This window comes from Pseudoalteromonas sp. DL2-H2.2 (genome assembly GCF_021532535.1).
Classification (GTDB): Bacteria; Pseudomonadota; Gammaproteobacteria; order Enterobacterales; family Alteromonadaceae; genus Pseudoalteromonas; species Pseudoalteromonas rubra_A.
In genome coordinates this window covers 16683-41692 of the sequence record NZ_JAKGBD010000011.1, presented here as the reverse complement: position 1 = coordinate 41692, position 25010 = coordinate 16683, and the positions used below count along the sequence as shown (strand labels likewise).

At 51.0% G+C, this 25010-nt stretch carries 35 protein-coding genes; 7 read left to right on the top strand and 28 right to left on the bottom strand.

What is annotated here, in order from left to right:
* Positions 1 to 6: 6 nt before the first annotated feature.
* From L1285_RS17475 to L1285_RS17340, 28 genes are all read right to left on the bottom strand, one after another.
* The gene (locus L1285_RS17475; protein WP_235413445.1) at positions 7 to 342 is read right to left on the bottom strand and encodes a GPW/gp25 family protein; all 336 of its coding nucleotides are present in this window, start codon (positions 340 to 342) and stop codon (positions 7 to 9) included.
* 12 nt (positions 343 to 354) lie between these two features.
* Entirely contained in the window at positions 355 to 666 is a 312-nt protein-coding gene (locus tag L1285_RS17470) for a PAAR domain-containing protein (protein ID WP_235413443.1), read from the bottom strand.
* 15 nt (positions 667 to 681) lie between these two features.
* On the bottom strand, positions 682 to 1563 hold the full coding sequence (locus L1285_RS17465) for a phage baseplate assembly protein V (protein ID WP_235413441.1): 882 nt from the start codon (positions 1561 to 1563) through the stop codon (positions 682 to 684).
* A complete protein-coding gene (locus L1285_RS17460) occupies positions 1560 to 2141 on the bottom strand; it encodes a hypothetical protein (protein WP_235413439.1) in 582 nt (193 codons plus the stop codon). Before L1285_RS17460 ends, L1285_RS17465 begins: the two co-directional genes overlap by 4 nt.
* A 75-nt stretch (positions 2142 to 2216) precedes the next feature.
* Positions 2217 to 2429 (bottom strand): hypothetical protein, encoded by a 213-nt coding sequence (locus L1285_RS17455; RefSeq protein WP_235413438.1) that lies wholly within the window; start codon positions 2427 to 2429, stop codon positions 2217 to 2219.
* Entirely contained in the window at positions 2426 to 3217 is a 792-nt protein-coding gene (locus tag L1285_RS17450; protein ID WP_235413436.1) for a hypothetical protein, read from the bottom strand. Before L1285_RS17450 ends, L1285_RS17455 begins: the two co-directional genes overlap by 4 nt.
* A gap of 237 nt (positions 3218 to 3454) precedes the next feature.
* On the bottom strand, positions 3455 to 3754 hold the full coding sequence (locus L1285_RS17445; RefSeq protein WP_235413434.1) for a hypothetical protein: 300 nt from the start codon (positions 3752 to 3754) through the stop codon (positions 3455 to 3457).
* Between the two features lie 21 nt (positions 3755 to 3775).
* Positions 3776 to 4609, bottom strand: a complete 834-nt coding sequence (locus tag L1285_RS17440; RefSeq protein WP_235413432.1) for a hypothetical protein — start codon at positions 4607 to 4609, stop codon at positions 3776 to 3778.
* Between the two features lie 24 nt (positions 4610 to 4633).
* Positions 4634 to 5191: a phage tail protein gene (locus L1285_RS17435; protein ID WP_235413430.1), complete on the bottom strand. Its 558-nt coding sequence runs from the start codon at positions 5189 to 5191 to the stop codon at positions 4634 to 4636.
* Positions 5191 to 6318 (bottom strand): phage tail protein I, encoded by a 1128-nt coding sequence (locus L1285_RS17430; RefSeq protein ID WP_235413428.1) that lies wholly within the window; start codon positions 6316 to 6318, stop codon positions 5191 to 5193. Before L1285_RS17430 ends, L1285_RS17435 begins: the two co-directional genes overlap by 1 nt.
* Entirely contained in the window at positions 6311 to 7192 is an 882-nt protein-coding gene (locus L1285_RS17425; RefSeq protein ID WP_235413426.1) for a baseplate assembly protein, read from the bottom strand. The genes L1285_RS17430 and L1285_RS17425 overlap by 8 nt, the downstream gene beginning before the upstream one ends.
* A gap of 358 nt (positions 7193 to 7550) precedes the next feature.
* The gene (locus tag L1285_RS17420; RefSeq protein WP_235413424.1) at positions 7551 to 7919 is read right to left on the bottom strand and encodes a hypothetical protein; all 369 of its coding nucleotides are present in this window, start codon (positions 7917 to 7919) and stop codon (positions 7551 to 7553) included.
* Between the two features lie 10 nt (positions 7920 to 7929).
* Complete coding sequence (locus L1285_RS17415; protein ID WP_235413423.1) at positions 7930 to 8658, bottom strand: hypothetical protein; 729 nt, start codon at positions 8656 to 8658, stop codon at positions 7930 to 7932.
* A gap of 2 nt (positions 8659 to 8660) precedes the next feature.
* Entirely contained in the window at positions 8661 to 9215 is a 555-nt protein-coding gene (locus L1285_RS17410) for a phage tail-collar fiber domain-containing protein (protein ID WP_235413422.1), read from the bottom strand.
* Positions 9216 to 9222: 7 nt separating this feature from the next.
* On the bottom strand, positions 9223 to 9945 hold the full coding sequence (locus tag L1285_RS17405; protein WP_235413420.1) for a phage tail protein I: 723 nt from the start codon (positions 9943 to 9945) through the stop codon (positions 9223 to 9225).
* Positions 9938 to 10921 carry a baseplate assembly protein gene (locus L1285_RS17400; RefSeq protein WP_235413418.1) on the bottom strand — a complete coding sequence of 328 codons (984 nt, stop codon included), beginning with the start codon at positions 10919 to 10921 and terminating at the stop codon, positions 9938 to 9940. Before L1285_RS17400 ends, L1285_RS17405 begins: the two co-directional genes overlap by 8 nt.
* A 68-nt stretch (positions 10922 to 10989) precedes the next feature.
* Positions 10990 to 11352: a hypothetical protein gene (locus L1285_RS17395; RefSeq protein ID WP_235413417.1), complete on the bottom strand. Its 363-nt coding sequence runs from the start codon at positions 11350 to 11352 to the stop codon at positions 10990 to 10992.
* Positions 11342 to 11944, bottom strand: a complete 603-nt coding sequence (locus L1285_RS17390) for a hypothetical protein (protein WP_235413415.1) — start codon at positions 11942 to 11944, stop codon at positions 11342 to 11344. The genes L1285_RS17395 and L1285_RS17390 overlap by 11 nt, the downstream gene beginning before the upstream one ends.
* Positions 11945 to 12042: 98 nt before the next feature.
* Positions 12043 to 12501 carry a hypothetical protein gene (locus L1285_RS17385; RefSeq protein ID WP_235413414.1) on the bottom strand — a complete coding sequence of 153 codons (459 nt, stop codon included), beginning with the start codon at positions 12499 to 12501 and terminating at the stop codon, positions 12043 to 12045.
* A 9-nt stretch (positions 12502 to 12510) separates the two neighbouring features.
* Positions 12511 to 13323, bottom strand: a complete 813-nt coding sequence (locus L1285_RS17380; protein ID WP_235413413.1) for a hypothetical protein — start codon at positions 13321 to 13323, stop codon at positions 12511 to 12513.
* Between the two features lie 77 nt (positions 13324 to 13400).
* Entirely contained in the window at positions 13401 to 13679 is a 279-nt protein-coding gene (locus tag L1285_RS17375; RefSeq protein ID WP_235413411.1) for a hypothetical protein, read from the bottom strand.
* A gap of 34 nt (positions 13680 to 13713) precedes the next feature.
* Entirely contained in the window at positions 13714 to 14268 is a 555-nt protein-coding gene (locus L1285_RS17370) for a phage tail-collar fiber domain-containing protein (RefSeq protein WP_046005599.1), read from the bottom strand.
* 14 nt (positions 14269 to 14282) lie between these two features.
* The gene (locus L1285_RS17365; protein ID WP_235413409.1) at positions 14283 to 15293 is read right to left on the bottom strand and encodes a phage tail protein I; all 1011 of its coding nucleotides are present in this window, start codon (positions 15291 to 15293) and stop codon (positions 14283 to 14285) included.
* A gap of 10 nt (positions 15294 to 15303) precedes the next feature.
* Positions 15304 to 16125 (bottom strand): baseplate assembly protein, encoded by an 822-nt coding sequence (locus L1285_RS17360; RefSeq protein WP_235413407.1) that lies wholly within the window; start codon positions 16123 to 16125, stop codon positions 15304 to 15306.
* A 132-nt stretch (positions 16126 to 16257) separates the two neighbouring features.
* Positions 16258 to 16503, bottom strand: coding sequence for a hypothetical protein (locus L1285_RS17355; protein ID WP_046005597.1), 246 nt, complete (start codon positions 16501 to 16503; stop codon positions 16258 to 16260).
* A 38-nt stretch (positions 16504 to 16541) separates the two neighbouring features.
* Entirely contained in the window at positions 16542 to 16961 is a 420-nt protein-coding gene (locus tag L1285_RS17350) for a glycoside hydrolase family protein (protein WP_235413405.1), read from the bottom strand.
* Positions 16962 to 16970: 9 nt separating this feature from the next.
* Positions 16971 to 17333, bottom strand: a complete 363-nt coding sequence (locus L1285_RS17345; protein ID WP_235413404.1) for a hypothetical protein — start codon at positions 17331 to 17333, stop codon at positions 16971 to 16973.
* Positions 17308 to 17583 carry a helix-turn-helix domain-containing protein gene (locus tag L1285_RS17340; RefSeq protein WP_046005594.1) on the bottom strand — a complete coding sequence of 92 codons (276 nt, stop codon included), beginning with the start codon at positions 17581 to 17583 and terminating at the stop codon, positions 17308 to 17310. The genes L1285_RS17345 and L1285_RS17340 overlap by 26 nt, the downstream gene beginning before the upstream one ends.
* A 522-nt stretch (positions 17584 to 18105) precedes the next feature.
* On the opposite strand from L1285_RS17340, the gene ettA reads away from it, so the two are divergent.
* From ettA to L1285_RS17305, 7 genes are all read left to right on the top strand, one after another.
* Positions 18106 to 19770, top strand: a complete 1665-nt coding sequence (gene ettA / locus L1285_RS17335) for an energy-dependent translational throttle protein EttA (protein ID WP_138550321.1) — start codon at positions 18106 to 18108, stop codon at positions 19768 to 19770.
* Positions 19771 to 19905: 135 nt separating this feature from the next.
* Complete coding sequence (locus L1285_RS17330) at positions 19906 to 20268, top strand: PilZ domain-containing protein (RefSeq protein ID WP_235413402.1); 363 nt, start codon at positions 19906 to 19908, stop codon at positions 20266 to 20268.
* Between the two features lie 320 nt (positions 20269 to 20588).
* Entirely contained in the window at positions 20589 to 20750 is a 162-nt protein-coding gene (locus L1285_RS17325; RefSeq protein ID WP_155946259.1) for a hypothetical protein, read from the top strand.
* 371 nt (positions 20751 to 21121) lie between these two features.
* Entirely contained in the window at positions 21122 to 21823 is a 702-nt protein-coding gene (locus tag L1285_RS17320) for a spondin domain-containing protein (RefSeq protein ID WP_235413400.1), read from the top strand.
* A gap of 10 nt (positions 21824 to 21833) precedes the next feature.
* A complete protein-coding gene (locus L1285_RS17315; RefSeq protein WP_235413399.1) occupies positions 21834 to 22679 on the top strand; it encodes a spondin domain-containing protein in 846 nt (281 codons plus the stop codon).
* Positions 22680 to 22755: 76 nt separating this feature from the next.
* A complete protein-coding gene (locus tag L1285_RS17310) occupies positions 22756 to 23481 on the top strand; it encodes a response regulator transcription factor (protein WP_235413397.1) in 726 nt (241 codons plus the stop codon).
* The gene (locus L1285_RS17305; protein ID WP_235413396.1) at positions 23478 to 24944 is read left to right on the top strand and encodes a sensor histidine kinase; all 1467 of its coding nucleotides are present in this window, start codon (positions 23478 to 23480) and stop codon (positions 24942 to 24944) included. Before L1285_RS17310 ends, L1285_RS17305 begins: the two co-directional genes overlap by 4 nt.
* The last annotated feature ends 66 nt before the right edge of the window (positions 24945 to 25010 follow it).

The window sequence follows — 25010 nt, the reverse complement described above, 5'->3', positions numbered from 1 at the left end:
AAAAAATTAGAACTGGATCCCTTCTATGGTCACCGGTTGTCCGCTAATGAGGTATAACCCCTCAATGGTAATAGACAACTTGCCATTACCTGCCGGGTGCACCGCCACGCCTTCAAGGCGAAAACGAGGCTCCCACAATTCCAGCGCATTGGATATCACCATAGTGATGTCGCCCACCAGCGAATGTGAAAATGGACGGTCGACCAGCTCATACAGACCGCAGCCATAGTTGCGGCGCATGACCCGACTGCCCAAAGGCGTGGTCACGATATCGCGAATACTTTGTCTGAGATGCGCCAACCCGCTCAGCGGCTTGCCTGTTTGTGCATCCATCCCCGCCATGCTTATTACTCCTTATGAATTAATATCCAGCTTGCTGTCTCCCCCAGTAAGTAATGCGCCGCAGGTGGTTTTATCGCCTACCCGGGCAATGGGAGTACCCCCTAACGAGAACAATGCGCTGCCCTCAATGACTTTGCCTGGAGGGTGAACGGTTTGTTTACTCTTATCCGAGTGCGCCATCACCAGATCACCAACCAGAATGACCGGATCGCCATTGACGGTAAATTTACGATCAGGATCCAGGAGCTGTACTTTTCCGGGGTCAAAACTGGCGTCATGTGCTTCGCCCCCGGCTTTATCTCCCTTAATGCTGACATCTGCCATCCTTACCTCCTGTTATTAACTGGCCTTAATCTTACCGCCTTTGAGCAACAGGTCAGCACCACCCGCGTCAACCTCCAAGGGGCCACCCGTGGACTTCACGGACACTGTATTGCCCTCAAGGGTTAATGCGCCCTGGCTGGCCTTGACCGTCAGTGCGCCTTGCTGCGCCAATACGTTCAGGCCGCTCTGTAAGGCTTCGATATTGAGCTCTCCCTGCTCAGCTTTAATATTCAGTTCACCTTGTTCAGCGTTGATATTCAGCGTGCTTTGCTTGGCTGTCAGGTTAAGTTCATTACCCGCACTCAGCGCCGCATTGTTGTCAACGGTAATAGTCGCATCTCGCGTTACATTCACCAGTGCATCGCGGTCGCACTGGATATGCGCATCATTTTCGCAGTGAAGCCGGATATCTCTGGCAGAATGAATGTGGATCTGAGCCTCTTCATTGCCATCACGATTCGGTACATACAAATGATAGATATGACGCTCGGTGTCATACTCCATCAAAGCGCCGTCCTGATAGCGGGTGCGATGCACATGCTCTCGGCTACTGGCCGCAGCGTAACTCTCTCCTTCACCCGCACCCAATACATGATCGGGTTTATGATGATCGGCGGCAGCACTGTAAACACTGCCCAGTACCACGCCCTGCGCGGTGTCGCCGCACGGTGCCAGTACCACAACCTGCTCGCCTATTTCAGGCGCTCGCCAGCTCATATTATGCGCGGCCATGTCGGCCAGCCAGGGCAGCTTTGCCGTGATCCAGTCACCAATTTTGACTTTGACACGGGCAGTCTCATAATCGACTTCGTGCACCGTACCCAGCGTGATCAGCTTGCTTAAGCGATGCTGTAAGTCAGAGACCGCCAGTTCGGATTGCATGGGGTCGGGTCTCATACTACCTCCGCGCTTGATGCGTCACTGCTGTATATCAACTTGTGCTCATAGCCCTTTTGTCCCAGATACACTTCAGTGATGGCGGTACCTGGTAGTTCTGGGTACTCCACCTGATAATAGAAGGCCCAGTTCGCTTGCAGCCGGGCCTTAATGGCTTCATCTTGCTCAGTAAATTCAAACGTCGTTTGCTCGGCAATAAAATGTTGCCAGTAGGTGGGCACGTCGTCCGCCAGCATCGCGGCTTCGCCTATACTGAGCACCTCATCCAGCCTCTCCAGTAGCCTGGCTTTATCGCCATCCACCAACTCGATGTCGAGCTGCACACTCAGCACTCGCCTGTCCAGCGAGTTCGGGCTGAGGTTTTTGTTGTACGCCGGTCCATAGCTGACACCTTTGTCGGTGCCTTTACTTTGCAGCTCGCTGGCCTGACGCTCCTGTGTCGGCGTTACCGTCAGTTGCGCTTGCTGGGTCAGGTCCGGGGCCACCTGGCTCGGGATTAGGTAATCCACCTGAGCCACCTGTGCCAGGGACGCTGTCAGGCGCTCAAGCACCTGAGTGATTAAGGTCGTTCGTTGCATAGACTTGCTCTTAGATTAAAAAGACTCGAAGACAATCAGTGAGTCAGGGCGGGCGACGTGCCCGAAGGGTTGCCCCTAAAAAGGAAGTGGCAAAGGTGTTTCTATCATAGCTCTCACCTGGGCCCGGTTAGCTTTAATTTCCTCGGGCACGGGAGTTCCGGTTTCCAGTTCACGGATCACGTACCAGTCGGTCTTGGCCAGATAAACACGTAAATCGGCATCAATGTCGAAACGTGCTCGGCCACCCCCCAACTCATCCGTTGCCTGGGTAATTTGTTCAATACTCATAACTCACTCTCCAGCACTGGCTTTTCAAAATAACCCCAGCGCTCCCGAGGAACCCAACCAAGCACTGTTGCAGGTAAAGCAACTAAGCAACTACTGCCTTTCTCGAGGTGAATATGAGGGCCGTGGATATAGTTTGCGCCTCCTTTGGGTGGCGCCTTTACATGATCTACCATGGTGTGCCACTCACCGTCTGCTGGAACAAGATCACTAAATCGTCCTGAACCAAATCCGACTTTACCCTGCTCCACTTTAACAAATGCACCAAAAGTAATTGCAGTGTTGTAAGGCGTTCCTCCCTGATAAATAGAGTATTGTCGATAGTTTTCTGTTGGATAATTGTCTACATTCAGTGCGGTGATCCTGACAATCGCAAATTCCGGTTTGTGATATTTTGGTGCGGTGCCTTCCACATTTTTCCAGAAAGCCAGTTGTTCTGGCGAGCGCTGCCCGGGTTCTTTTTCTGTTCTGCTGACATCAACTATTTCTGTTTCGAAATACTTCCCATGCACCTCACCATTCATCGTAAACCCATCGGGTATCCCTTTTTGCCCAATTTCCAGCTTGCCATTAATTTTTAACTGCTGGTTTTTGGTCAGGCGCAGAAAAGGGATTTCGTTACGAAACGTCTCAGACATAAAGGTATCTATCTGAGATTGGGTAGAGGTAATGGCGTTGTTCACTTGGTTTTGCATCGCACTGGCCTGGTCGGCCACCGTCTGGCACAGTGCATTGGCCCGTACGGCCACATCGCTGAGCCGCTCAGTCGTGGTTTTATTGTCCGTTGACATAGTGTCTCCTGTGAGCCTTGCCGAGCAGTGGCAGGCTTAGAATCGGCAACCCTGTGCCGCTGTATAATTCAGGTAATAAAAAGGCGTGCATGACGCCCAAAGGAAGAATCCGCAGTCTTGAGTTAACTTTCTCAAGCTTAGATGTATCTTACTGATTTCTCTGAGGTAAAACCGGTCAATTCTGACCGGGTCAGAGAAAAAAGAACAAGGCATGTATTCATGTGCCTGCACTCAGGCTTATTCCTCAGAGACAGGTGCCTGAGGTAAAGGAAAGCGCGCTTTAATCTCGGCCACTTTGTCCAGCCAGGCCTGTTTTGCAGTTTCAGTCTGGTCGAATTGCCATTCCATATAGAGCGGATCTGATTCCCGCAGGTAAGAAAGTCGACGATATTCCAGCGCCTCTTCGTGCTCAAAACGAAAAGTCAGCGCCTCAAACGGCACATCTATCTCATTCATTATCAAAAATTGGCGGATCTGGGCCTCACTCATCAGCTCACCCAAAGTCGCCAATACGATATCGTTGTGGATTAATTGCATGTGTTGATCCTTGCTTACGTATTAGGCTGGAGGCGTTTCGAGTTCATTCACTCGTGAATTCAGGGTCGCGATACTGCCAGTCAGGCTTTCAATATCACTGGGTCTTGCAAACTCCGGATAGCAGCCCCATGCGTTATCTTCCAGGTTTACATACCCAGACACTGAACCATATAAACAGATCAAGGCCTCTCCAGTCTCAGACGAAAATGACAGCGCCGTGTGCGGGGCGTAAAAACCACCGGTTGACGAATTTGCTTTCTGTCGGTAAGCATGGAGCTTCCATCCGTCATTAAACTCTGTCACAGGCTGTAGCTCTCCTGCAAGTTGCCCTTCTATTACTTTGATATAGCAGCCTTTAGTGAGCGCTCCCTGATCGTATCCCTGATAATAGGTATTATCTAATCGCACTGTTTTGCCTGGACTCGTTTTCCATTTAATCCTGAGAATATGGAACTTCTTGTTGACATAGCCTCTGTAAACATTATCCCTAAAACTTGTAGCGACCCCGCCTCCGGTATGGTCTTCATCATGTTTGCCTACCTGACCATATATCGTTGCCTCCTTGACAACTTCAAAGGACTCAAGTCCTATAGTGGTAAACCCTTTAATCGCATTACTACCCAGCGGCTCCATCTGCTGGTTTCGGCTTAGCAAAATATGGGACTGCTCGGCGCGTGCACCGGCAATATAATTTTGGATATCCTGATGCGCCTGCTGTTTTGCGGCGTCCATCTCTGCTTTTTTGGCATTCACCGTGGCGTTAATATTACCGGCATGATCTTCCACACTCTGGCACAGCGCATTGGCACGTACGGCCACCTGGGTGAGTAATTCCGTGGTATTGTCTGTCGACATAATAAATCCTTAAAAAGTCCTGTGTTACGCCTGTTCCAGCGCCACTAAGCGCCATTCCTGATTGATCTGACGATGCATGGTATCAATCTGCACCAGGGTCAGCTCGGCCAGTTCGTTGTCGAGGATCAGGTTGAGGTTATCGACACCAAGTTTGACCTCAACACTGTCGGAGGGCAGCTGTGTTAGGCTTAGGGTTAACCACTGCAACACCTTAACGTCTGGCGTGCGGTACCCAAGCGTGGTGTTGGGTTTAGAATACACGCCCAGTAAAATGAGTTTGGGCTGACCGCTTGCCAGCTTTTCGCCGGAATCCAGAAATACGCCAATTTCACCAATGGCGTATTCCAGCGGCGCTTCGAATTTGGCGGCCACTTTCAGGCTACTGCTTTCGCCGTCGGTGTAATCCGAATCGGCAATTTCCACCAGCTCTTTTTGAGAGCGCAGCGTGGTTTGATTTTTAGACGGGGTGTAGCTTGCATCGCCAAAGGCCATATGGCTGATTTGCCCTTTAAAGCCTCTGGCGCGCGCCGACAACAGCGCATCCAGCCCCACCTGAGTAAATTGCAAGGTTAATGCTGACATTACGTCACTCCTTGGAAATGAAAAGATTGAATATTCAGCGCATCTAGCCCTGAATAAAGCGCCAGTGCCCCAGCCATAGAATCGGGCGTCACACCCGAGCTTTCGGCCTTCAGGCTGACGGTATTTAATGACTGCAGCTGTGCATGCGCTGCCATTACCCCATCGCTCGGATCCGGAGTGATCCCCTCGCCCTCTGTATGCCAGCGCTGACAATTAAGTAAGTGCCCCGCTGCGGCTGTAGCCACAGCTCCCTGTGTCGAGTTTGGCGTCACGCCCAACCCAGTGGCTTGATGGTCGATAAGATTAAGCGGCGACTGAACTGCACCAAAAGGTGACAAAGATTCGCTCAGTGCTATACCCAGCTGTAAGTCCACATGAATCGCGCCGCGCTTAACGGCATTGATCACCCGGCGGATTTTCTTCAGCATTTGGGGAGTCAGCAGTCCTTGCTGATGGTCGTCCAAATTCTGATTCACCAGTGCCCAGACTTTAATCGTCCCGGGCGGCATGACCTCATCTGAGGGGGTGTCCGCTCCTTCGGACTGCCACCATTCCTTGATCTCAGTAGCAATGTTTAAACTGTCGAGTGCTTTTTGCAGCGCGTAAGGGGTGCCCTTGTACTGGTGCACTGCAAAGGCATCACGGATAACCTGGCGTTTGAGTGTTTCTGACCAAGCTTCATCCCATTCATCCACCGACATCGTCCAGGCCAGCCAGGGTAACAGAGGCGCAGGACAGAGCATGGGGTCCCAGAGCGCGCGAAGCAGCAGGCGGATATCCTGTAAAATACAGGCATCCTGCAGCGCCCGGCGCTGTGCTTGTTCATCCAGGTAGTCGTGCCAGTTGGGGATCTTCAGTGCCCGGGCAAGCTCTGCAAGCTTAGGCGCCGGGCAAATCGTCTGGTCCCACAGCAAGGTCAGTAGCAGACTGATATCCGCACTAACAAAGGCGCTGTCGGTCGTGCTATTTAACCGCCACTGTGTGGCAAGGCGCTGGCGCTGCGCCTGGCTCCTGTTGCTGATATCCAGTGTATCTAGCAGTAATGCGCGTACCCGCTCAGGTCTTGCCATCTCATCCACAACCGCCCGGCTCAGCGCTGATGCATTGGTTGGCAATAATTCATTCATCTTTGACCACCACAGACACTTGCGTATGCTCGCACCAGGCCGACTGAGTCTGTGTCACGGACACATTGTTAGCGGGAGACAGCAAATTCACTTCGTCTACCCCTTCTCGATGCAGCGCCGCAAACAAACCAGCGCGGGTCACTTTTTTGCCCAGTGCCCGGCGACTTGTCAGGTAGGCTTGTAATGCGTCCTCGGCCGCCTGCCGGATAGCTTCGGCAGACGGCCCCGGTAACACAATCAGCTGGGCGTTAACCGTAAAGGGCACAATTTGTGCGCTATGTACAGTTACTCTGTCTCCGAGTGGTCTCACTTGCGAAGCACCCTGGTGCTCCCATCCCTGGGCAGCAAAATGTTTACCCACCTTGTCGAGCAACGCCTGCGTGGGCGTACCGTTCCCTTCGTTGCTCAAAATGGTCAGCGCTACCTCACACGGCGCCGGACTGTGCACCGTCACATCCCGAATGGCCGGGTCGAGCGACAAAGTATGAAAGGTATAGGCCGATGCGCTGCCCGCAGTATTTAACCCGTCAAAGGCCAGCTGAACACGCTGGCGAAACCGGGTATCGCTTTCACCCTCGTCGCGCAGCAGGTTATAGCGCGATGCGATGGCATCCAGGTCTGCGCCACTGGCTGTTGCCAGCATCACACCCCGAACCGCCTCATTTGCCTGCTGAGTGTGTAACACCTGCTGATAGGCCAGCGTTTGCAACAAGGCCGTCAGCGGATCGCTTTCCAGCTTAAGGGCATCGGCATACTGAGGGTGAGACGCCAAAAAACGCTGTTTGATTTCACTAAACTGTTGCTCGAAATCCACATCCTGCAGGAGGTCCGGTAAAGGCACCCGAGACAGGTCTGGTGTTGCAAATTGGCTCATCTCATCCTCGGTCTTTACTAATAAGGCATAAAAAAACCCGATTTGGTCCTGCATCAGTGCAGTACCGCATCGGGTTAATCACGGGAAGCCTGTTATCTCTGTTAGCTTTCTCAAGCTTAGGTGTATCTTACTGATTTTCTGGGATTAAAAACGGTCAATTCTGACCGGTTTAAATGCCACAGAGTCATCCACCGTTAACCAGGCATAAAAAAACCACCAGTCGAAATACGAGCCGGTGGTTTTTAACTTGCGGATGCTTTACTTACTAAGTAAGCGTTTACCTGGTTGCTTGACTTAACTTTCTCAAGCTTAGGTGTATCTTACTGATTTTATGGGAAGAAAACCGGTCAAAAGTGACCTATTTCGAGGTATCTTGCAAAATATTACTAATGCCCTGAGCACGATGCTGGATCTCCTGCAATACCGCCTCAGTGCCTTTGCCCTGATAAGGAAATTGCAGCTCACCTGCCGAGACTTTGTCACTGATGGTGCCCAGCAGTTGTGCACTGCTTTGTGCCGCTGGTTTAAGATCTTCAAGCGACTGTGCACTAGAGATTGCTTTAACCAGATTGGCAAACTCAACCAGCAACAGGTGTACCGTATCTGACGTGGTGCCCAGCAAAGATTCATTATCTGCTACCCGTTGTGTAATTTGGCCACGCCTGACCTGTTTCTCCAGGCTTGCTTGCATTGCCTGATGTGCTTCTGGGGTTGGAAATTGCTCCATGTCCATGCTCCTATACTTTGATATGCGGATAGTTAACAACGCGATCAACCGCGAAAGTGGCATTGCCACCAAATTCGACAATATTCTGTAATGCTTTATCACTCGATACTTGGGTACTTCTCAAATTTACAAAGCGCACAAAGAGCCTTGTGTAAGGGTGTAAATCTGCAATGCCCACGAAGGGGATTGTGAGCATTTTGGCGTTGCTATTCCAACCCCCAGTTATGAGAGGAGTCTTGCCCTGGCGCTCCAACTCGGCATTAATCTGCTCACTGGATGCATGCTTATTGGTGAGCACAAATTGTATAGAACTGCGACTCCAATCCGAAGCATACTGTGTTGGGCTCTCGTAATAACCGGGCTCATAGCTGTAACCATTTTTCAGATGTACTTTGGTAAGCGCACCGAGAACCGGATACTGGTGATAACCAATACCACTTACAGGCACAAGCTTCCATTTAGACATATGAGGCTGATCCGGGTCCGCCTCAATCTCCAGAGATGTTTTGGAGTGTGCAACTCCATCATAATAATTGATCCGCATATCTGAATGGCTTGCTGCCAGGTTAGCGATAGCCTGATCCATTCTCGCTTCTGCGCTGGCGACCGTAGCGTTAATCGCGCTCATTTTTCCAGTGACAGTTTGGGTCAGCGTATTGTTTGATGTCACCAGCTCCCCATTGATTTGCTGCAACTCAGCAATGCGCTGATCCAGCGACATACTTTGTGAATTACTCATAGTTACACTCCTAGTTTGAGTAAACGATCGTTGAATTGAATTTGTCGGTGGTTTGACTGCACCTGCGCAATCGCCATATTGGTTTGCGCCTGGGTCATCGCCAAGAACTCTGGTGCATAAAAGAGATTCAGATCACCGCTGGTATTTACGGTTAAATGCTCATAAGGCACCGCCGTGACTGTCAGATCAAAGCCCTGCACCACCCGGGCAACCGGGGTTTGATAAAACAACACGTTTTCAGGGTGAGACCAGATGGCAAACAGAGTTTTGCGTTCATCGTCGGAGTGGTCGTTAAGATAAAAGCCCACTTCGCGAACGGCATATTCCTTATCGTCAGTAAATACGCCAGACAAATGAAACTGGCCGTCGCCAACCACTCGGCCATCGGTGACAGGCACATTGTTACGTTCATTTTGCAGACGGGTCTGGGTGCGGGTCGGTACATAGCCTTTGTCGCCCACTCCGATGCGCCCAATCTCAAGCTGAATACCATGGGTCTGGGCATTCACGGCGGCATTGATCCCCGCCTGGGTAATAATGGGTGTATAAATACTCATAGGTCGCCTAAACGGTTGTCATCATGACCTGTTGCAACTGTGTAATCGCCATCCCGTCGGCCACCCACACCCCGCTGTTCAGTTGCATATGCGCAGTCTGACGAAAGCAAGGGGTCGATACCGACAGAGACTGACCAGCCCCTGACAGGTGTGTTGATGAAGGTGAAAAAGAAAAATCGTAGTGCTCAGACCATTGCCCCGTCTGAGCGCTCAGTGAGTTTGCGCCCGCAGCCAGGCTCAGTGTGCTTTGTTGCCTCACTCCAACACTAAACCGGATCTGACTACGACAGGGTTTAGTCGCAGCCACGTTTTGCCACAGCTGGGCCTGAAGCTTGGGTGTAAGTAAGGTGCTGCCTTGGGGGTCCAGATTGTCATGGGCCAGCGCCAGCAACTCGGCACTGTGAGGCACACCGTCAGTTTGCCACCACTCGTGTAGCTCAACACTGACATTCAGACTGCTGAGTGACTGCTTGATGGCCCCGACCGTGCCTTTGATCCTGTGATTGGGCACACTGTCCGCGATGACCTGACGCTGAACTTGTTCAGGCCAGCGGCTATCCCAGGTATCCACGCTCAGGCCGTCGGCCAGCCAGGGCAGAAATTGTGCCGGGCACTGCCAGGGATCCCACAAGGTAGCAAGCGGCACCGGAACCTGCTCGATGCGTGCTGCCACACTATCCAGGGTCTGCTCCAGTGTGCTTGCCTGGTTAGGCAGCAAGGATTCAGACATGCTCGCCTCCAATGCCGACCTCAATCGCTGAACAATAAGCCGCTTCATCTTGGCCAACGGTGATATCCCACTGAGGTTCCAGCAACTCGACCCGCTGCACGCCCTCGCGATGCAACACTGCATACAAGGCAGACAGAGAAATATCGTGGCCGAGCTGACGGTGTTCATCCAGCCATTGCGCAGTCACTTGTTTGGCTTGCTGCACAATGGCATCACCATCCATACCCGGATACAGATACAAACGTGCGTCAATGGTGAAGGGTTTGATTGTTGCAGGCTTCACCCGCACCCGGTCAGTTAACGGGCGGATCTCATCCTGATTGAGATAGGCCTGAACTGTGTTCAGTAAAGCGCCAGACGCCAGCCCGGAGCCTTCGCCGCTAAGAATAGTCACGGCAACATCGCCGGGCATGGGGTCAACCAGCCCGGCGTTATACCGGCAATTCAGCACAAACGCTTCTGTCGAGTCAGCTATATCGGCTCGTTCAAACTCCGGGGCTGACACATAAACATCCCGTACCAGTGGCGATGCCTTCATTGCATGAAACACATAGGCGCCGGGAGGACCGGCGGTACTGAACCCCTCCAGTGCCAGACGAATTCGCTCACGGTAACGTTCATCCGCTTCGTAACTCGGTGGTACAGCCGGTGTCGCAGTGACATCGCCCGGCGAAATCACCACGCGCTCAACACCAAAGCGCGCGCCGAGATAGTCCAGCTCAGCGCTGCTGGCTTTGGCCAGCAACACCGACTCTGCCGCCTCGTTAATGCGCTGGCGCAGTAACATCTCACGATAGGCAAAGGCTTCTATCAGCTTAACAGCCGGGTCGCTGGCATAATCCAGCATCGCCTCACCATAGCGCTGCTTAAAATCCGCCAGTATGGCAGATTTAATGTCGTCGAAGCTCAAAGGTTCAATTAACGACGGGGTTGGCAATCGTGCCAGGTCGAAGGCACTAAAGTTGGTCAGAGACATAGCAGCTCCGATAAAATAGATGAAAACAAGCAGGGGAAAAGGAAAGAAAAAGCTAAAATGCAAGCAACTTACAGAAGCTCGCTAACACCGTTTGCGCGCTCAATCACCTCTTCTTTCACGGTATCCAGCCCTTTGACCTGATAAGGAAAACGTAACTCGTTGTTGTCAACTTTGGTTTCTATATCACCAATGGCTTGTTTCATAGACACTACCGACGCGTTAACCTCGTCCATATCCCGGGCTTCTGACAGTTTATTGACAAAGCCGCTTAGTTCATGCAGTAAAACGTGGGCAATGTCGGTAGCCGTGCCGGTCAGTGAGGCACTATCCGCAACATAATAGTTAATTTTGTTGCGCAGTGAATTTTTTACCTGCACGGCCCTATCATCATTTACTAGCTCTGGACTTTCATTCAAGTTGTTATCCTGCATGGTCGTCTCCTGAAACTTGCTCTTCATCTGACTCGATAACTCGAATGTCGCCCGCTTTTAACAGCCGACCGCTACCTACTCTCATTGCATCCACGCTAAACATTGCGTAGTGCTTTTTTTCGAAAGATAAGCGACAATAGACATGCTTATCTTCGCCGACATACAAAGTAGGTAAGTGCGTGCCCGTTGCTTGCTCTTGAACCAAATTATCCACGTGTGCATAAGCGTAGCCTACAAAAGTGGCATCAATGGCCTTCGCTTCGTGATATGCATATCCACGCACTTTGAGGTGAAACATTTCAGTATCTACTTCTACATTTAGAGGCAAGCGCAAATGCACATTTGTAGAGCCATATCCACTTGTAAAAAAGTGTGCAATCCCCATGGACAAAGTGCCCCGCTCTCCATCACCAATGATCGTTAAATCATCTAAAGAGCTATCCACTCGGGCCTTTTGCTGTGCAACAAAGTTATTCACTTCCGTCATTTTGCTGCTGACGGTGTTATTAATACTCTCAATTTGATTATCTACTGTGCTGGCCAGCGCTTCAGACGCTTCAACCAGGCTGGCAATATCATGTTCTAATGCCATCGTTCTCTCCGATAGAGTTTGATTTTTATCAATACGTTTAAAAAAGGATACCTGGAAATCAGGTGTTCAGGCGTGAAGCCCTGAAGGTGGTAAGGGGATTAGTCACTAAGCAGGTTGTTAACACCGTTGGCGCGTTCCAGTATCTCTTGCTTAACTGACGCCAGACCTTTGGTTTGATAGGGGAAGGTCAGCTCACCCGTTGCCACCTGGCCTTCAATATCACCAATGGCAGTTTGGATATCCTTCGCCGAGTTGATAACGTCCTCCAGCGAGCTTGCCGCAACCAGTTTATTCACAAACCCACTGAGTTCGTTGAGCAACAGGTGGGTGGTGTCCGACGTTGTGCCAAGCAAAGACTGGGTATCGGCTACTTGTTTTTCCAGCTCGCTGCGGATCTGAAGACGATCTTTCAATTGCTGTTCTGAGTCGCTTAGCTCTATTGAAAATTCACAGCCGTTGCCATAAAACTCTGCAACGTATTGTGCAACAATACTAAGCGGTTTGGTCGGATCTATATGTTGCTCAACAACTTGGTTGTTTACTATTAACTTAGCCATTGCGCTCTCCTATGGAAACATTGTTGTTGGGTGATAATCGTATGCAGACAGATCTTTATGCCCGACATGAGGGAATTGTCCCCAGCCAGAATCGAGCTGCACTTTACCCGTTACAACGGCAGGCAGCGCAACCTGAATGACTAGGGTTTCAGAACTATCCAGCGTCATACCATGGGCCGTTGGTACACAGTGCGAGTATTTGTTCCGACCGTCAGGTGCAAGCTCCCCCCCACAAATCTTCGCCGGTTCATTGGCTCTGAGCCCTTGACACCAAGAACCAGTGGGTACGATCCCGCGAATATGTTTAACCACTGCGGCTACTGTCATGTGCGTAGGACGACGAAAATACTGGTACATTAAGTACGCATAAGTCTTTCTTGTTTGGTTATCAACTGTGACCTCACGATAGGGGTAGTATTCCAGCTCCCATATATTGAAATTACCCGCAAAATATTGCGTATCTGAGTTCACCGCTCGCAAAAATTCACGTGCTAACTCACTTCTAGTGTCTGCTTTTTGATGCGTCTGTACCGTTTCAAGGAGTGTCGCTCTTTTCAAATTCCCAGAGTCCCAGTACGCCGGAAATTCTCCCTTGTTATCTGGTACCAGAGCCTGATTTCTGGAAACCCGAAAATGCGATTGAGTATCCAAATACTTGCTTAAGGCAGTATCCACCTTTGCCAAATGCTGATCCGTCTTGCTCTGTGAAGCACTAATAGCCGCACTGAGCGCGCTATCAATACTCTGAATTTTATTATCGACCGTGCTGGTTAGCGTCTCAGAGGCTGCAACCAGATTGGCAATATCCTGTTCTAATGCCATATTTTTCTCCGTTTAAATTTGGGTTTAAAACTTAGGTTTAAAAAATGTTTTTAAATTAGGTAAAGAGCTTTTGAAAATTACGTTCTTGGAAACTGTGCTTTAATGGCGTTACGTGCCCCCAGCCAGCGTTCACGGGCTTTGCCCGCCTGTGGGCTGTGTTCGCCGTATTCCGCGCAGGCAGCCAGAAACTGAAAAGCCAGGCCATCGCTGTGTTGCTGATATCCCTGCACCCGGGCAGCATCCACCTGCGCCTGGTGTTGCAATGCTTTGGCTTGTTTGAGCAGTTTAATGGCTTCCTCGGCCAGCTGTTGTGCGCGCTGCGGCGCATTTTTTGCGAATGGGTTATGTTCTGTCATTGTCTTGCTTCCTTTTGATGCGCTGAGCGGATGCTTACAGCACCCCGTTGTCCATCAGTGCAAATTTCAGTTTAAGATGGCGGTTCATGTTGCCAATTTGTGCTGCGCCCATTTTGGCCAGCTCCGGCGCCACCAAAATGTTGAACTCCACACCCTGATCGATCACCGTGATCGAGTCGGCAGGCACCCCTGTCAGGGTTAAATCGAACGCCAGCAACAGCTCAATATCATTGGATTTATAGGCAATGGGTTCATCGGAGGAGTACACTGCAAACAGCACATACTGGATCTCTCCATTCACTTCCTCTTCGGTGTAAAAGCCAATTTCGTTGACGAAAAATCCGTCTCCCTCAACCTGTTCGGCATCACGCACGGTCAGATGAAGCTGTTTGTCATCAGCCAGGGTTTTGGCACTGGCCAGGTCCAGCCTGTACTTTTCGTCCTGCAAGCGGGTGATCCCTTCATGTGGCTGATAGCTGCCGCTGCCCAGGCCCACTTTGCTGATTTTGGCCTTAAAGCCGCCTTGTTGCGCCCTGAACAGCGCCGATAAACCCGCCGAGGTGATCACGGGCTGTAACAAAATACTCATTAGTCCTAACTCCTTTAAGTAGATGCGCCAAGCGTGCCATAGCAACGCACAGCACTCACCCGACGGCGGCTGATGTGCAGCAACGGCGCAGCGCAACTGGTACTATTAATAAAATGATCGGGAATACGCTGATCCGTAAGCCCCCTGAAACGAACCACCTGAAGCGGTTTGCGGGTAATGCTCAGTGTCTGACCCAGCGCACCGCGCCAGTGACAGCGGCGCACTTTGGCGCTCTCGATAACCTGTCTGAGCACCTGATAACGCGTGCGCGATAAATTGGCGGCCATAGGCAACTCACCATGTGCGCCACGGTGGCGCGCTTTGTCCACCTCAGCATGATGCCTGAGCACCTGATAGCGGGTGCGCGATAAGTTGGCAGCCATAGACAGACCGACCCGGCTGTCTCGCTGTTTGGCTTTGTCGCCAATACAGGGCTCTACCGCCGCATACATCCGCTTGTGTGTGATCGGGTGAACGATTGCGCCTGCCGCCGCATGACTTGCCATTTTCATCCCAACCAGAAAATCAAAATGGGCCTTTTGCGGCTTGGTTTGGTTAGTCACCCGGTAAATGGCGTCGTACAGCGCCTGGTCCAGCTTGATAGCCCGGCTGGTGTAAGGCAGCGCATTGGCCCACGCAATAAATACAAAGGTATGCGGCTCCTTGCTTAAGTACGGGGCCAGATAGACATCATCGGTGTCCTCGAACCACTCGAAAAACTCCAGCTCCAGACCGAGTGAGGACAGTGCCCGCTTAACCGATCCCACCGTTCCTTTGTGTTTGTGAATTGGCACAGAGCGGGCGATCAATGCCCGCTTGGTCTCGCTCGGCCAGCTTTCATCCCACTCATCCACCGACAGTGCCCAGGCCAGCCAGGGCAACAGAGGTTCCGGGCAGGTCTGCGGATCCCACAGTTTGGCTATCTGCTCTGGCACAACCCCACGCTCGGTGCACTGTGTTACTTCGCTCAAGCCACGTTCCAGTGCGCTTGCGCCGGGCGGTAATAATTGTGTTGTCGCAGTCATTACCCCTCTCCTATAAAAACGACAGTTGCAGTGATAAACTCATGGCCTGAGTTGCCTCAGGCACAATGTCATCCGACGGCGACAACAGCTTGATTTTGCGCACTCCACCCTGGTGTAACATATCGATAATGGCCGAATGGGGGATCTCTTTGCCCAGGCGGGTATGTGCGCGGTTGAAATCGTCCATAGCCGTATCAATTGCCAGCCTGACCTGAGTCTCATTCACACCCGGGTTAAGGTAAATATGTGCGTCAACCACCACATTGGTTGGTCGTGTAACCGTTACCTGCACCTGATCAGTCAGTGGCCGAACATCTTCATGGTTCAGGTGTGCCGACACCGCCGCCTGCACCGCCGCCTGATCTGCCCCCAGATCCGTGAGCACTGTGACCTCCACTACACCCGGCGTATGTGAGGCCACATGCACATCCCGCACTCGCGGGTCAGCCGACATCGCCTGAAACTGATAAGCCCCATTGGTGCCAGCCATGCTGTGGCTTTCTAATGACAGTGGAATGCGGGCACGGTAACGTTCATCGCTCTCCTCTGGAGAGCGGGCAACGCCAAACAGGGCACCCAGGTGATCCAGGTTGCTTCCCGCTGCAAAGGCCAGCATCACAGCCTGGGCAGCGTCGTTGACTCTTTGCCTTAACAGTAATTCCCGATAAGCGGCAACCTCCAGGACTTTGACTGCCGGATCAGACGCCAAAAGCGTATGTTCAGGCAGGCGTTCGGTAATGGCGCTTATGAGCGCTTGGCGGATTTCGTCGTAATTCAGTGTTTCTATCACCGCCGGGGGGGCCAGGCGTGATAGATCAATCGCAGTATTCATAGATCAATTCCTCAGGCAAAATCGTCCCGCCCGGACAATATTGTTCAGGTCAATTCAGTCATTTAAAGGACGAGGCAGAATGCTTCGGCGGTGCAACCTGATGCAGATGTGCTGCATCGACTGTGCCTTCAGCTAGCCGTTATTGCGTTTTGCACTCAACAGGGCGTCGAGTTTTTTATCGATAGAATCCAGACGCTTTTCGATGCGCTTCTGGTCCTCTTTGCGGATCTGCTTTAGATGTGCCAGCTCCTGTGAGTTTGTGGTGATCCGTTTATCCAGATCGTTCAGATATAAAATGCCCGACACCACTAGTGCAATGGTGGTCAGGATATGAGCCAGATTCAGCTCCTTTTTCATTTGCCATTGATCGGCTTGCATGGTTTGGCCACCTCCTCATTCATAGTTACCCCCGCAATTTAGGACTGCCACTGGCCACTGAGCATTTGCTGAGCCAGCTCCTGCGCCCGCTCAGGCACCTGGCGAGCCCAGCGGCTGTCCAGCATTTCCAGTGCCGCACGTTCAAAGTCGCCACTTTGCACTGCCTCAAGCATCTTTTTGAAGCCCAGCAATCCCTGCACGCCTAAATTAAACGCCATATTGGTCAGTACCGCCTGTCTGGCCTCATTGCAGTGCACAATGTCTATGCGGCGCCGCACACCGGCCTGTGCGTTAGCCACATCCTGTGCCAGCAACTGTTCCGCTTCTTCCTCAGCAATGCCATTCTGTTCCAGGTTTCTGCCATAGCCGATAGTCAGCTTGCCCGCTGTGCAGTAGTAGGGGAAACGGCGAAACCCTTCATGCTTTTTTAACTGTTCAACCGTGTTCATAATGGTCATATTCGCTCCTTATGGATGACATAAACTCTGGAGCAGGCTTCTTTCTGCTTTCACCAGCCAAAACTCCATCGACCGCTTGGAGTCAAACCCCAGTGTTTTGGCAACCAGGGCAATATCCCCCTCAACCAGATATTTGCCCCGCAGCGCCCGAATACACTCAGGTCGCAGCCTGGCTATACATTGTGTCAGCGTTTCAATTTCTTCAGGCACCGTCATCATGTCGCTGCTAATATAGCCTGCGCCAGAATCCCCTACCCGTTCGGTCACAGCCTGACGGCTAAACCCTTTACCCAGCTCTTTGGCACGCCAGAATCGACCCCAGCGCTTTAAGGCGGTGCGTAGCTGCTTAATGGTTGGTTGTGTCATCATCATTGATCTTTCCTATTACTTCTAAAATATCGAGCGAGTACACATCCTCAACCAGACCGACTACATCGTTCCATCTGGGGCTGTACTCTTTGTTTTCCCAACGCCTCAATGTACGCTCCTCAACACCATAGTGCGCAGCCGACTCGGCCTGCGTATAACCTCGAAGACGCCGGGCAAAGCGGAGAATATCGGCACCCAAAGGCGTTTTTCGTTGCGGCGTAAGCCGCGACTGTGCGTGCATAAATTGCTTCATCGTTTTCCTTATACTGTGAAGTCATTTGTTAAACAGAACGATCCCTGACAGACAGCCACTAGCATGCTGTGTCATCGCAGACGTCTTTCGTCACTATCATTTTTTGGTTATTGGGTTGATGCGAGAGCGGACCAAGTGTTAGTGCGCTAAAAATGGGTGGTTTGCTGTCTCAATTCATTGAGTGATACACCCACTGGACGTGATGTGCGCTGGTGCAAATATCGCATCACATGTTTACAACTCCATGTCGTAGCTTTATCAAGCTTAGACACATAATACCCGTTCCCCCGATTCAAAACAGGTCAATAATGCCCTAACAATTATAAAGTTAAAAAAATCAAGCAAGTTGAATTCAAGATTGAGTAATAAAGCCACCAGACGAAAACAAGCTGAAACATAAAATAACAAAAGTAAATAAAACAACAATTGATTGCTTCTTTAATGCAGTATGCCAGACAAACATTGCCCCCATGCACCGCATTCACTAAAATAACCACATCTAAACAAAGAGAAGCGAAATTCATGGCTCAATATATCTATACAATGTCGCGGGTGAGCAAAGTCGTGCCACCCAAACGCACAATCTTAAAAGATATTTCTCTGTGCTTTTTTCCGGGTGCCAAAATCGGTGTGCTCGGTCTAAATGGTGCGGGTAAATCAACCCTGTTACGCATTATGGCCGGGGTCGATACCGAGTTTGAAGGGGAAGCACGTCCGCAACCTGGCACTAAAATTGGTTACCTGCCGCAGGAGCCGGTGCTGGATGAAAGTAAAACCGTGCGCGAAACCATTGAAGAAGCAGTGGGTGAAGTAAAACGCGCACTGAGCCGCCTGGACGAAGTTTACGCCGAGTACGCAATGGAAGACGCCGACTTTGATGCACTGGCCAAAGAACAAGGCGAACTGGAAGCCATTATCCAAGCACACGATGGTCACAACCTGGACAACGCTTTGGAGCGTGCTGCTGATGCACTGCGCTTACCCGAGTGGGATGCTAAAATTGAGCACCTTTCGGGGGGTGAACGTCGCCGAGTTGCCATTTGTCGACTGTTACTTGAAAAACCAGACATGCTGTTACTGGACGAACCGACCAACCACCTGGATGCCGAGTCGGTTGCCTGGTTAGAGCGCTTCTTACACGACTACGAAGGTACTGTGGTTGCGATTACCCACGACCGTTACTTCCTCGACAATGTTGCAGGTTGGATCCTGGAGCTGGACCGTGGCCATGGTATTCCGTGGGAAGGCAACTACTCTTCATGGCTGGAGCAAAAAGATGCCCGTCTGAAGCAAGAAGAGAAGTCTGAAAAAGCACGCCAGAAGTCAATTGAAAAAGAACTTGAGTGGGTTCGCTCTAATCCCAAAGGTCGTCAGGCTAAATCTAAAGCCCGTATGGCACAGTTTAGCGAGCTACAGCAGTCAGATTATCAGAAGCGTAACGAAACCAACGAGCTGTTTATTCCACCAGGTCCGCGTCTGGGCGATCAGGTCATTGAAGTGAACAATCTGACTAAGAGCTTTGGCGACCGCGTCCTGATCGACAACTTAAGCTTCTCGGTACCAAAAGGCGCAATCGTTGGGATCATTGGTGCCAACGGTGCGGGTAAATCAACCCTGTTCAGAATGTTAAGCGGCCAACACCAGCCAGACAGCGGTGAGATTGTGTTGGGTGAAACCGTAGAGCTGGCCACCGTTGAGCAGTTCCGTGATGACATGGACGGCAATAATACCGTGTTCCAGGAAGTGTCTGATGGTCAGGACATTCTGAAAATCGGTAACTTTGAAGTACCCAGCCGTGCGTATGTGGGCCGCTTTAACTTTAAGGGCAACGACCAGCAGAAGTTCGTAAAAGAACTTTCCGGTGGTGAACGTAACCGACTGCACCTGGCTAAACTGCTAAAAGCAGGTGGTAACGTGATCCTGCTGGATGAGCCGACCAATGACCTTGACGTTGAAACCCTGCGTGCACTGGAAAACGCCATTTTGGAATTCCCGGGCTGCGTTATGTGTATCTCGCACGACCGCTGGTTCCTCGACCGGATAGCGACACACATTCTGGATTACCGCGACGAAGGTCAGGTAAACTTCTTCGACGGTAACTACACTGAATACGAAGAGTGGCTGAAAAAGACCTATGGCGCCGAAGCCGCTGAGCCAAAGCGTATTAAATACAAGAAAATTGGCTGATAACCCATAACGCCAGATAAAAGCCCTGATTTTCGGGGCTTTTTTATACCTGCTCTGAACTGTAATTTGCTTTGCAAAGTGGAGAGCCGGCAAAAAACTGGCTAAGCTATAGAGAAACAAGCTAAGAGAATACCGATGAAAGAACGTAGACGATTTTCACGCGTACTGTTTTCTAACCTTGCCGTGCTTATGACGGCCAGTGGCGACTACAAATGCGAAGTGATTGACCTCTCACTCAATGGCGCCCTGCTGACGTTACCTGTGGGGTATGTGCCCCTCAAAGATGAGCCAGCCAGTTTGCGCTTTGCCTTACCGCAAAGCGATATTCAAATCGCAATGGAGGTTCAGGTTCGTCATATAGAAGAAGGCCACCTAGGCGTGCACTGCAATCAGATAGACTTGGACAGTGTCACCCACCTCAAGCGCCTGATTGAGCTAAATCTGGGAGATGACGACGTGCTGCATCGCGACCTGGAACAACTGTTGCTGCACGACTAACCCCCGTGGATATAGTCACACAAGGGTGGTTTTACACCCTTGTGCACACCAGAGCACTAGACCTCTACTGCACACTTTGGCTGTAGCGCAAACCTCTCGATTTTTTGTTCTTCTGACCAGCAATTACAGCCATCAGCAATACCCCGTCACACTGAAGTCGTTGTCATGATAATAAAGCCAGGCTGAATGCCTTTGTTGGATAATGCGACTATTTAAAACATAAAATAATTTATTTCTTATATAAAAAGGGAAATATTTTACTTTATTTTTACGTCAAGCCTATGCTAGGTTATTTGATGTAACAACCAAAGGAGATAACTATGTTACTAAAACTAAAAAAGAAACCAATGAAAGCCCTATCTAACGACAAAGCAGGCGTACCCGCAAACATGACACCTCAAGTGGCTGGTGGTGTAGAAAAGACTTACTACTGTTGGTCAGATCATCGCTGTCCGGGCACACAAACATCGTGGCTGTGCTAAGCGCCTGATAACACCCTTGCCCGCTAAGTTGAATTTACAAAGCGGGCTTATGATCACTCCCTGCTCTGTATTGCCTCCTGTCACATGCGCTTCGCTTTTCCTTCTCAACCAATCACAGTTTAAATACACACCAGTCAGAGTCTGACTTACTTTATGCCTATGGCTGCTCAGGGCCACTCTGATAACTGAGTAAAAAAACCTCGCTGAAAACTCAAAAGAACAGAGTCGTACACAAGCCCGTTTTGGCAAGCAACAATGCCTGGGAATAAAACGTCACGCTATTGTGATAATTTTGTGATAACTACGCGAGCCTTCCTCAATAATTTACCTGCATGCTTGTCAGGGTCAAATCCAAACAACAAGAGTAAATTATGAAAACACGCATCATCCCCCTCATCACAGGTATTTTATTAGCATCCGGTACAGCCAGCGCTGCATCACTTGATGTGAAAGTAACCAATCTGACTCAGGGGATCTACTTTACCCCTTTGCTGGTGACGGCGCATACCAGCGACGCCATGTTGTTTCAGGCTGGCGAAAAGGCGTCAGGCGCACTTACCGCTATGGCAGAAGGCGGCTCGCTGACTGGCTTGAGTGAAATACTCACAGACATCAATGCGAACACCACCGAAAACCCGGCTGGCGGCTTGCTCGCACCGGTTACCTCGACCATGACCAGCCTGGAAACCGACGCAGGTAATGACCGCTTGTCTATTGTGGCCATGATGCTACCCACCAATGATGGCTTTGTTGGTCTGAACAGCTGGCCTATCCCTACTGCACCAGGCACGTATCATATCTACCTGAATGCCTATGATGCAGGTACTGAAGCGAATAATGAGCTGGTTGTAGAGGGTTCCGGCGCGCCGGGCACACCGGGGATACCCGCATCGCCTGGCGTTGCACCGGGTACTCAGGGTATGGGCGTGACGGAGATGGAAGAAGATACAAACGTACATATTCATCGCGGAAATCTGGGCGATGATGAACAGGTCGGTGGAAAAAGCGACCTGCACAATACGGTCCACCGCTGGTTGAACCCCGTTGCCAAAGTTACCGTAACCGTTAAGTAAGGGGCCTGCCATGAAATTATTCAGACTCACCCTGCCTGCGGCTTGCTTAGTACTGGCCGCCTGTGGCAGCGATAACGACGATAACATGCCAATCACAATGCCCGATGATGATATGAGCATGGTTGATGACCCGGCTCCTGCTGATCCAGATCCTGCGGACCCGGCTCCTGCTGATCCAGATCCTGCGGACCCGGACCCAGCTGATCCAACGGACCCAACTGATCCAACGGATCCAACGGATCCGACCGACCCCACGCCAACCACAGTGGAGTTAATGATCACAGCAACAAACCTGACCTACGCTCAGCCGTTATCGCCTATTGGTGTTGCACTGCATCAGGAAGGTCAGTTCTGGCAACTGGGTACCCCTGCAAGCGATGCATTAGAAGTATTGGCTGAAGGTGGCGACAATAGTGGTTTGCTCGCACTGGATGTAGTGCAAAGCCAGACCTCTGCTGCGGCGCCTTTAGCGCCGGGGCAAAAAACCGAGCTGACTCTGACCCATGACTCCCTGGATGGACAAAAATTGTCATTGATTTCCATGATGGTGAATACAAACGACGGCTTTACCGGTCTTAATGCTTTGGATGTGTCTGCAATGACTGTTGGTCAGGCGATGACCTACACGACACATGCCTATGACGCAGGCACAGAGGCCAATAGTGAAGCTCAGGGTACGATCCCTGGTCCGGCCGATGGTGGCACAGGGTTTAGTGCCGAAAGAGAAGCGTTAAACAAGGTAGCCATGCACCCGGGTGTGGTTGGTGTGGACGACGGGCTGGCAACGTCGGTACTGACGAGCAGCCACAAATTCGACAACCCATTGATGACGGTTACCATAACCAGAACCAAGTAGTCTCCGAGCCGCTCCGTGACCGTTGTGGTGACGGAGCAACAACAGCCGGTAATCCATACCGGTGCGGAGACCTGCTATGCAGCAAAAAGTGCTTATCGTTGAAGACGATGCCGATATTGCCGATCTGCTACGCGTTCATCTGAACGAGTTAGATCTCGACGTTGATCACCTTGCCAGTGGAGACAAGGTTATGCCACAACTGATCCACCAGCATTATGCCATTGTGATACTCGATATTATGCTGCCTGAAGTCGACGGCCTGACACTGTGTCGGGAGATTAAAACCCGTTACCCCAAAATCAGTGTGATCATGATGACCTCAAAAAGCAGTGAAATGGACCGCATCATAGGCCTCGAAATGGGCGCCGACGACTACATCTGCAAACCATTTAGTTACAGAGAGTTTCAGGCCAGAGTGAAGGCCCAGCTCAGACACATCAAACTGCTGCACGAGCCACAACCACAAACTGAAAATACAGTCAGCCCGGTGGTGATTGGTCAGCTGCAAATTGATCCGCACTTTCATGAACTGACACTCAGACAAACGCCGGTGGACCTTACTGCCACGGAATTTGATTTAGTGCTGTTTTTTGCCCGTCATCCCAATCAGGTATTTTCCCGGGCTCAGCTGCTGGAGTCGGTCTGGGGCTATGATCATCTTGGCTATGAGCACACTGTTAACTCTCATATCAACCGCATTCGTAACAAGTTTGAGCAGATCACCGAACACACCATCATAGAAACCGTGTGGGGCGTGGGCTACAAGCTCAATGCCAAACCACTTCAGCAGGAAATGCAATGACACTGTCTCTTTATCATCGCCTGGCATTAACAATCACGGCCATGTTTATGCTTATCGTTTCGGTGTTCGTCTGGTGGGCGCAAAACCTCTCTTCGGTGTCTCGCGCCCAGGCGGAGCAACAACTGCATATTGGTCTGGCGGCGCATCTGGCCCAGGATAACCCGCTATTACAACAGGGTGTTTATGACTATGAGGCACTGGGAAACCTGTTTCATACCTTGATGGTGCTGGGCCCGGCGTTTGAGTTTTATTTTGTTGACCCCGGCGGCAAGTTGCTGACTTACTCGGCCAAACCCGGCGCAGTCAAGCGCGCGTCAATTGACCTGGGCCCGCTCGTGCAATTGATTAAATCGCCCACCAGGCTGCCAGTATATGGAGACGATCCTCGCTCGCCTGACGGTAAAAAAATATTTTCTGTTGCCCCGGTGTATAACGAGCAAAAATTACAGGGCTACCTGTATGTCATTATTGGCTCCTCTATTTACGACTCGATAGTGGCTCAACTTAACAGCTCCGATCAGCTGGTCAAACAGGCTGTGTGGCTGGGCGTTTTTCTGCTTCTGCTGTTTATTACTTTGCTCCTGTTATTCCGCTTTATGACTCAACCCTTAAAGCGCCTCACTCAGTATATTCGCACCACGGAGCAGCATAAATTTGATATTCAGCAGGTGCCACTGCTGAGCTGGCAACAACACAACAACGAAATTCATCAGCTGGGTAACGGCATCAACGCCATGCTGCAAACCATCAATCAGCAAATGTCACAGCTGACAGCGGTAGATGAACAACGTCGCCAGCTACTGGCACACCTATCGCACGACCTGCGTACACCACTGGCCTCTTTACAGGGCTATCTTGAGCTGGTTGAGCGCCAATGCGACGCTTCGGGCGACATGCAGCGCTACATGGACATCGCATTAAAAAACTGCACACAACTGAAGAACCTTATCGACCAAATTTTTGAGCTGGCCCATCTGGAGTCCGGGCAAACCCAGGTGCACTTTGAAACCTTCAATATGGGGGAGCTTATTTACGATGTGCTCGCCAAATTTGCACTCAGGGCACAGCAGGCTCAGGTATCATTACAAGTGACCCCCACCGAATGCGACTTTGTGGTGTACTCAGATATCGCCAAGCTGGAAAGAGTACTGAGTAACCTGCTGGAAAACGCACTGCGTCATACCCCCGCTGGTGGCTCTATTGCCATTGTTGTGACGCCCAAAGCAGGCAGTTTCGACATTGCGGTGCAGGACACCGGAGTTGGGATCAGCCAAAAAGAGCTGCCGTATATCTTTGAAGCACGTTACCAGGCCAGTAACAGCAAAGGCTGCAAAAAAACCCATGCCGGACTCGGCCTGGCAATTACTGCCAGATTATTACAGCTGCTCAAGTCAGACATAAAGGTCAATAGTCGACTCGGTGAAGGCAGCGAGTTTGTCTTTGCTGTGCGTGGTGCTGAGTGACAACTCACTTGGCATTTCGTTAATCTCTGCACTCGGCTCTTTAGCCTGGGGCCCTGTGAACAGAGT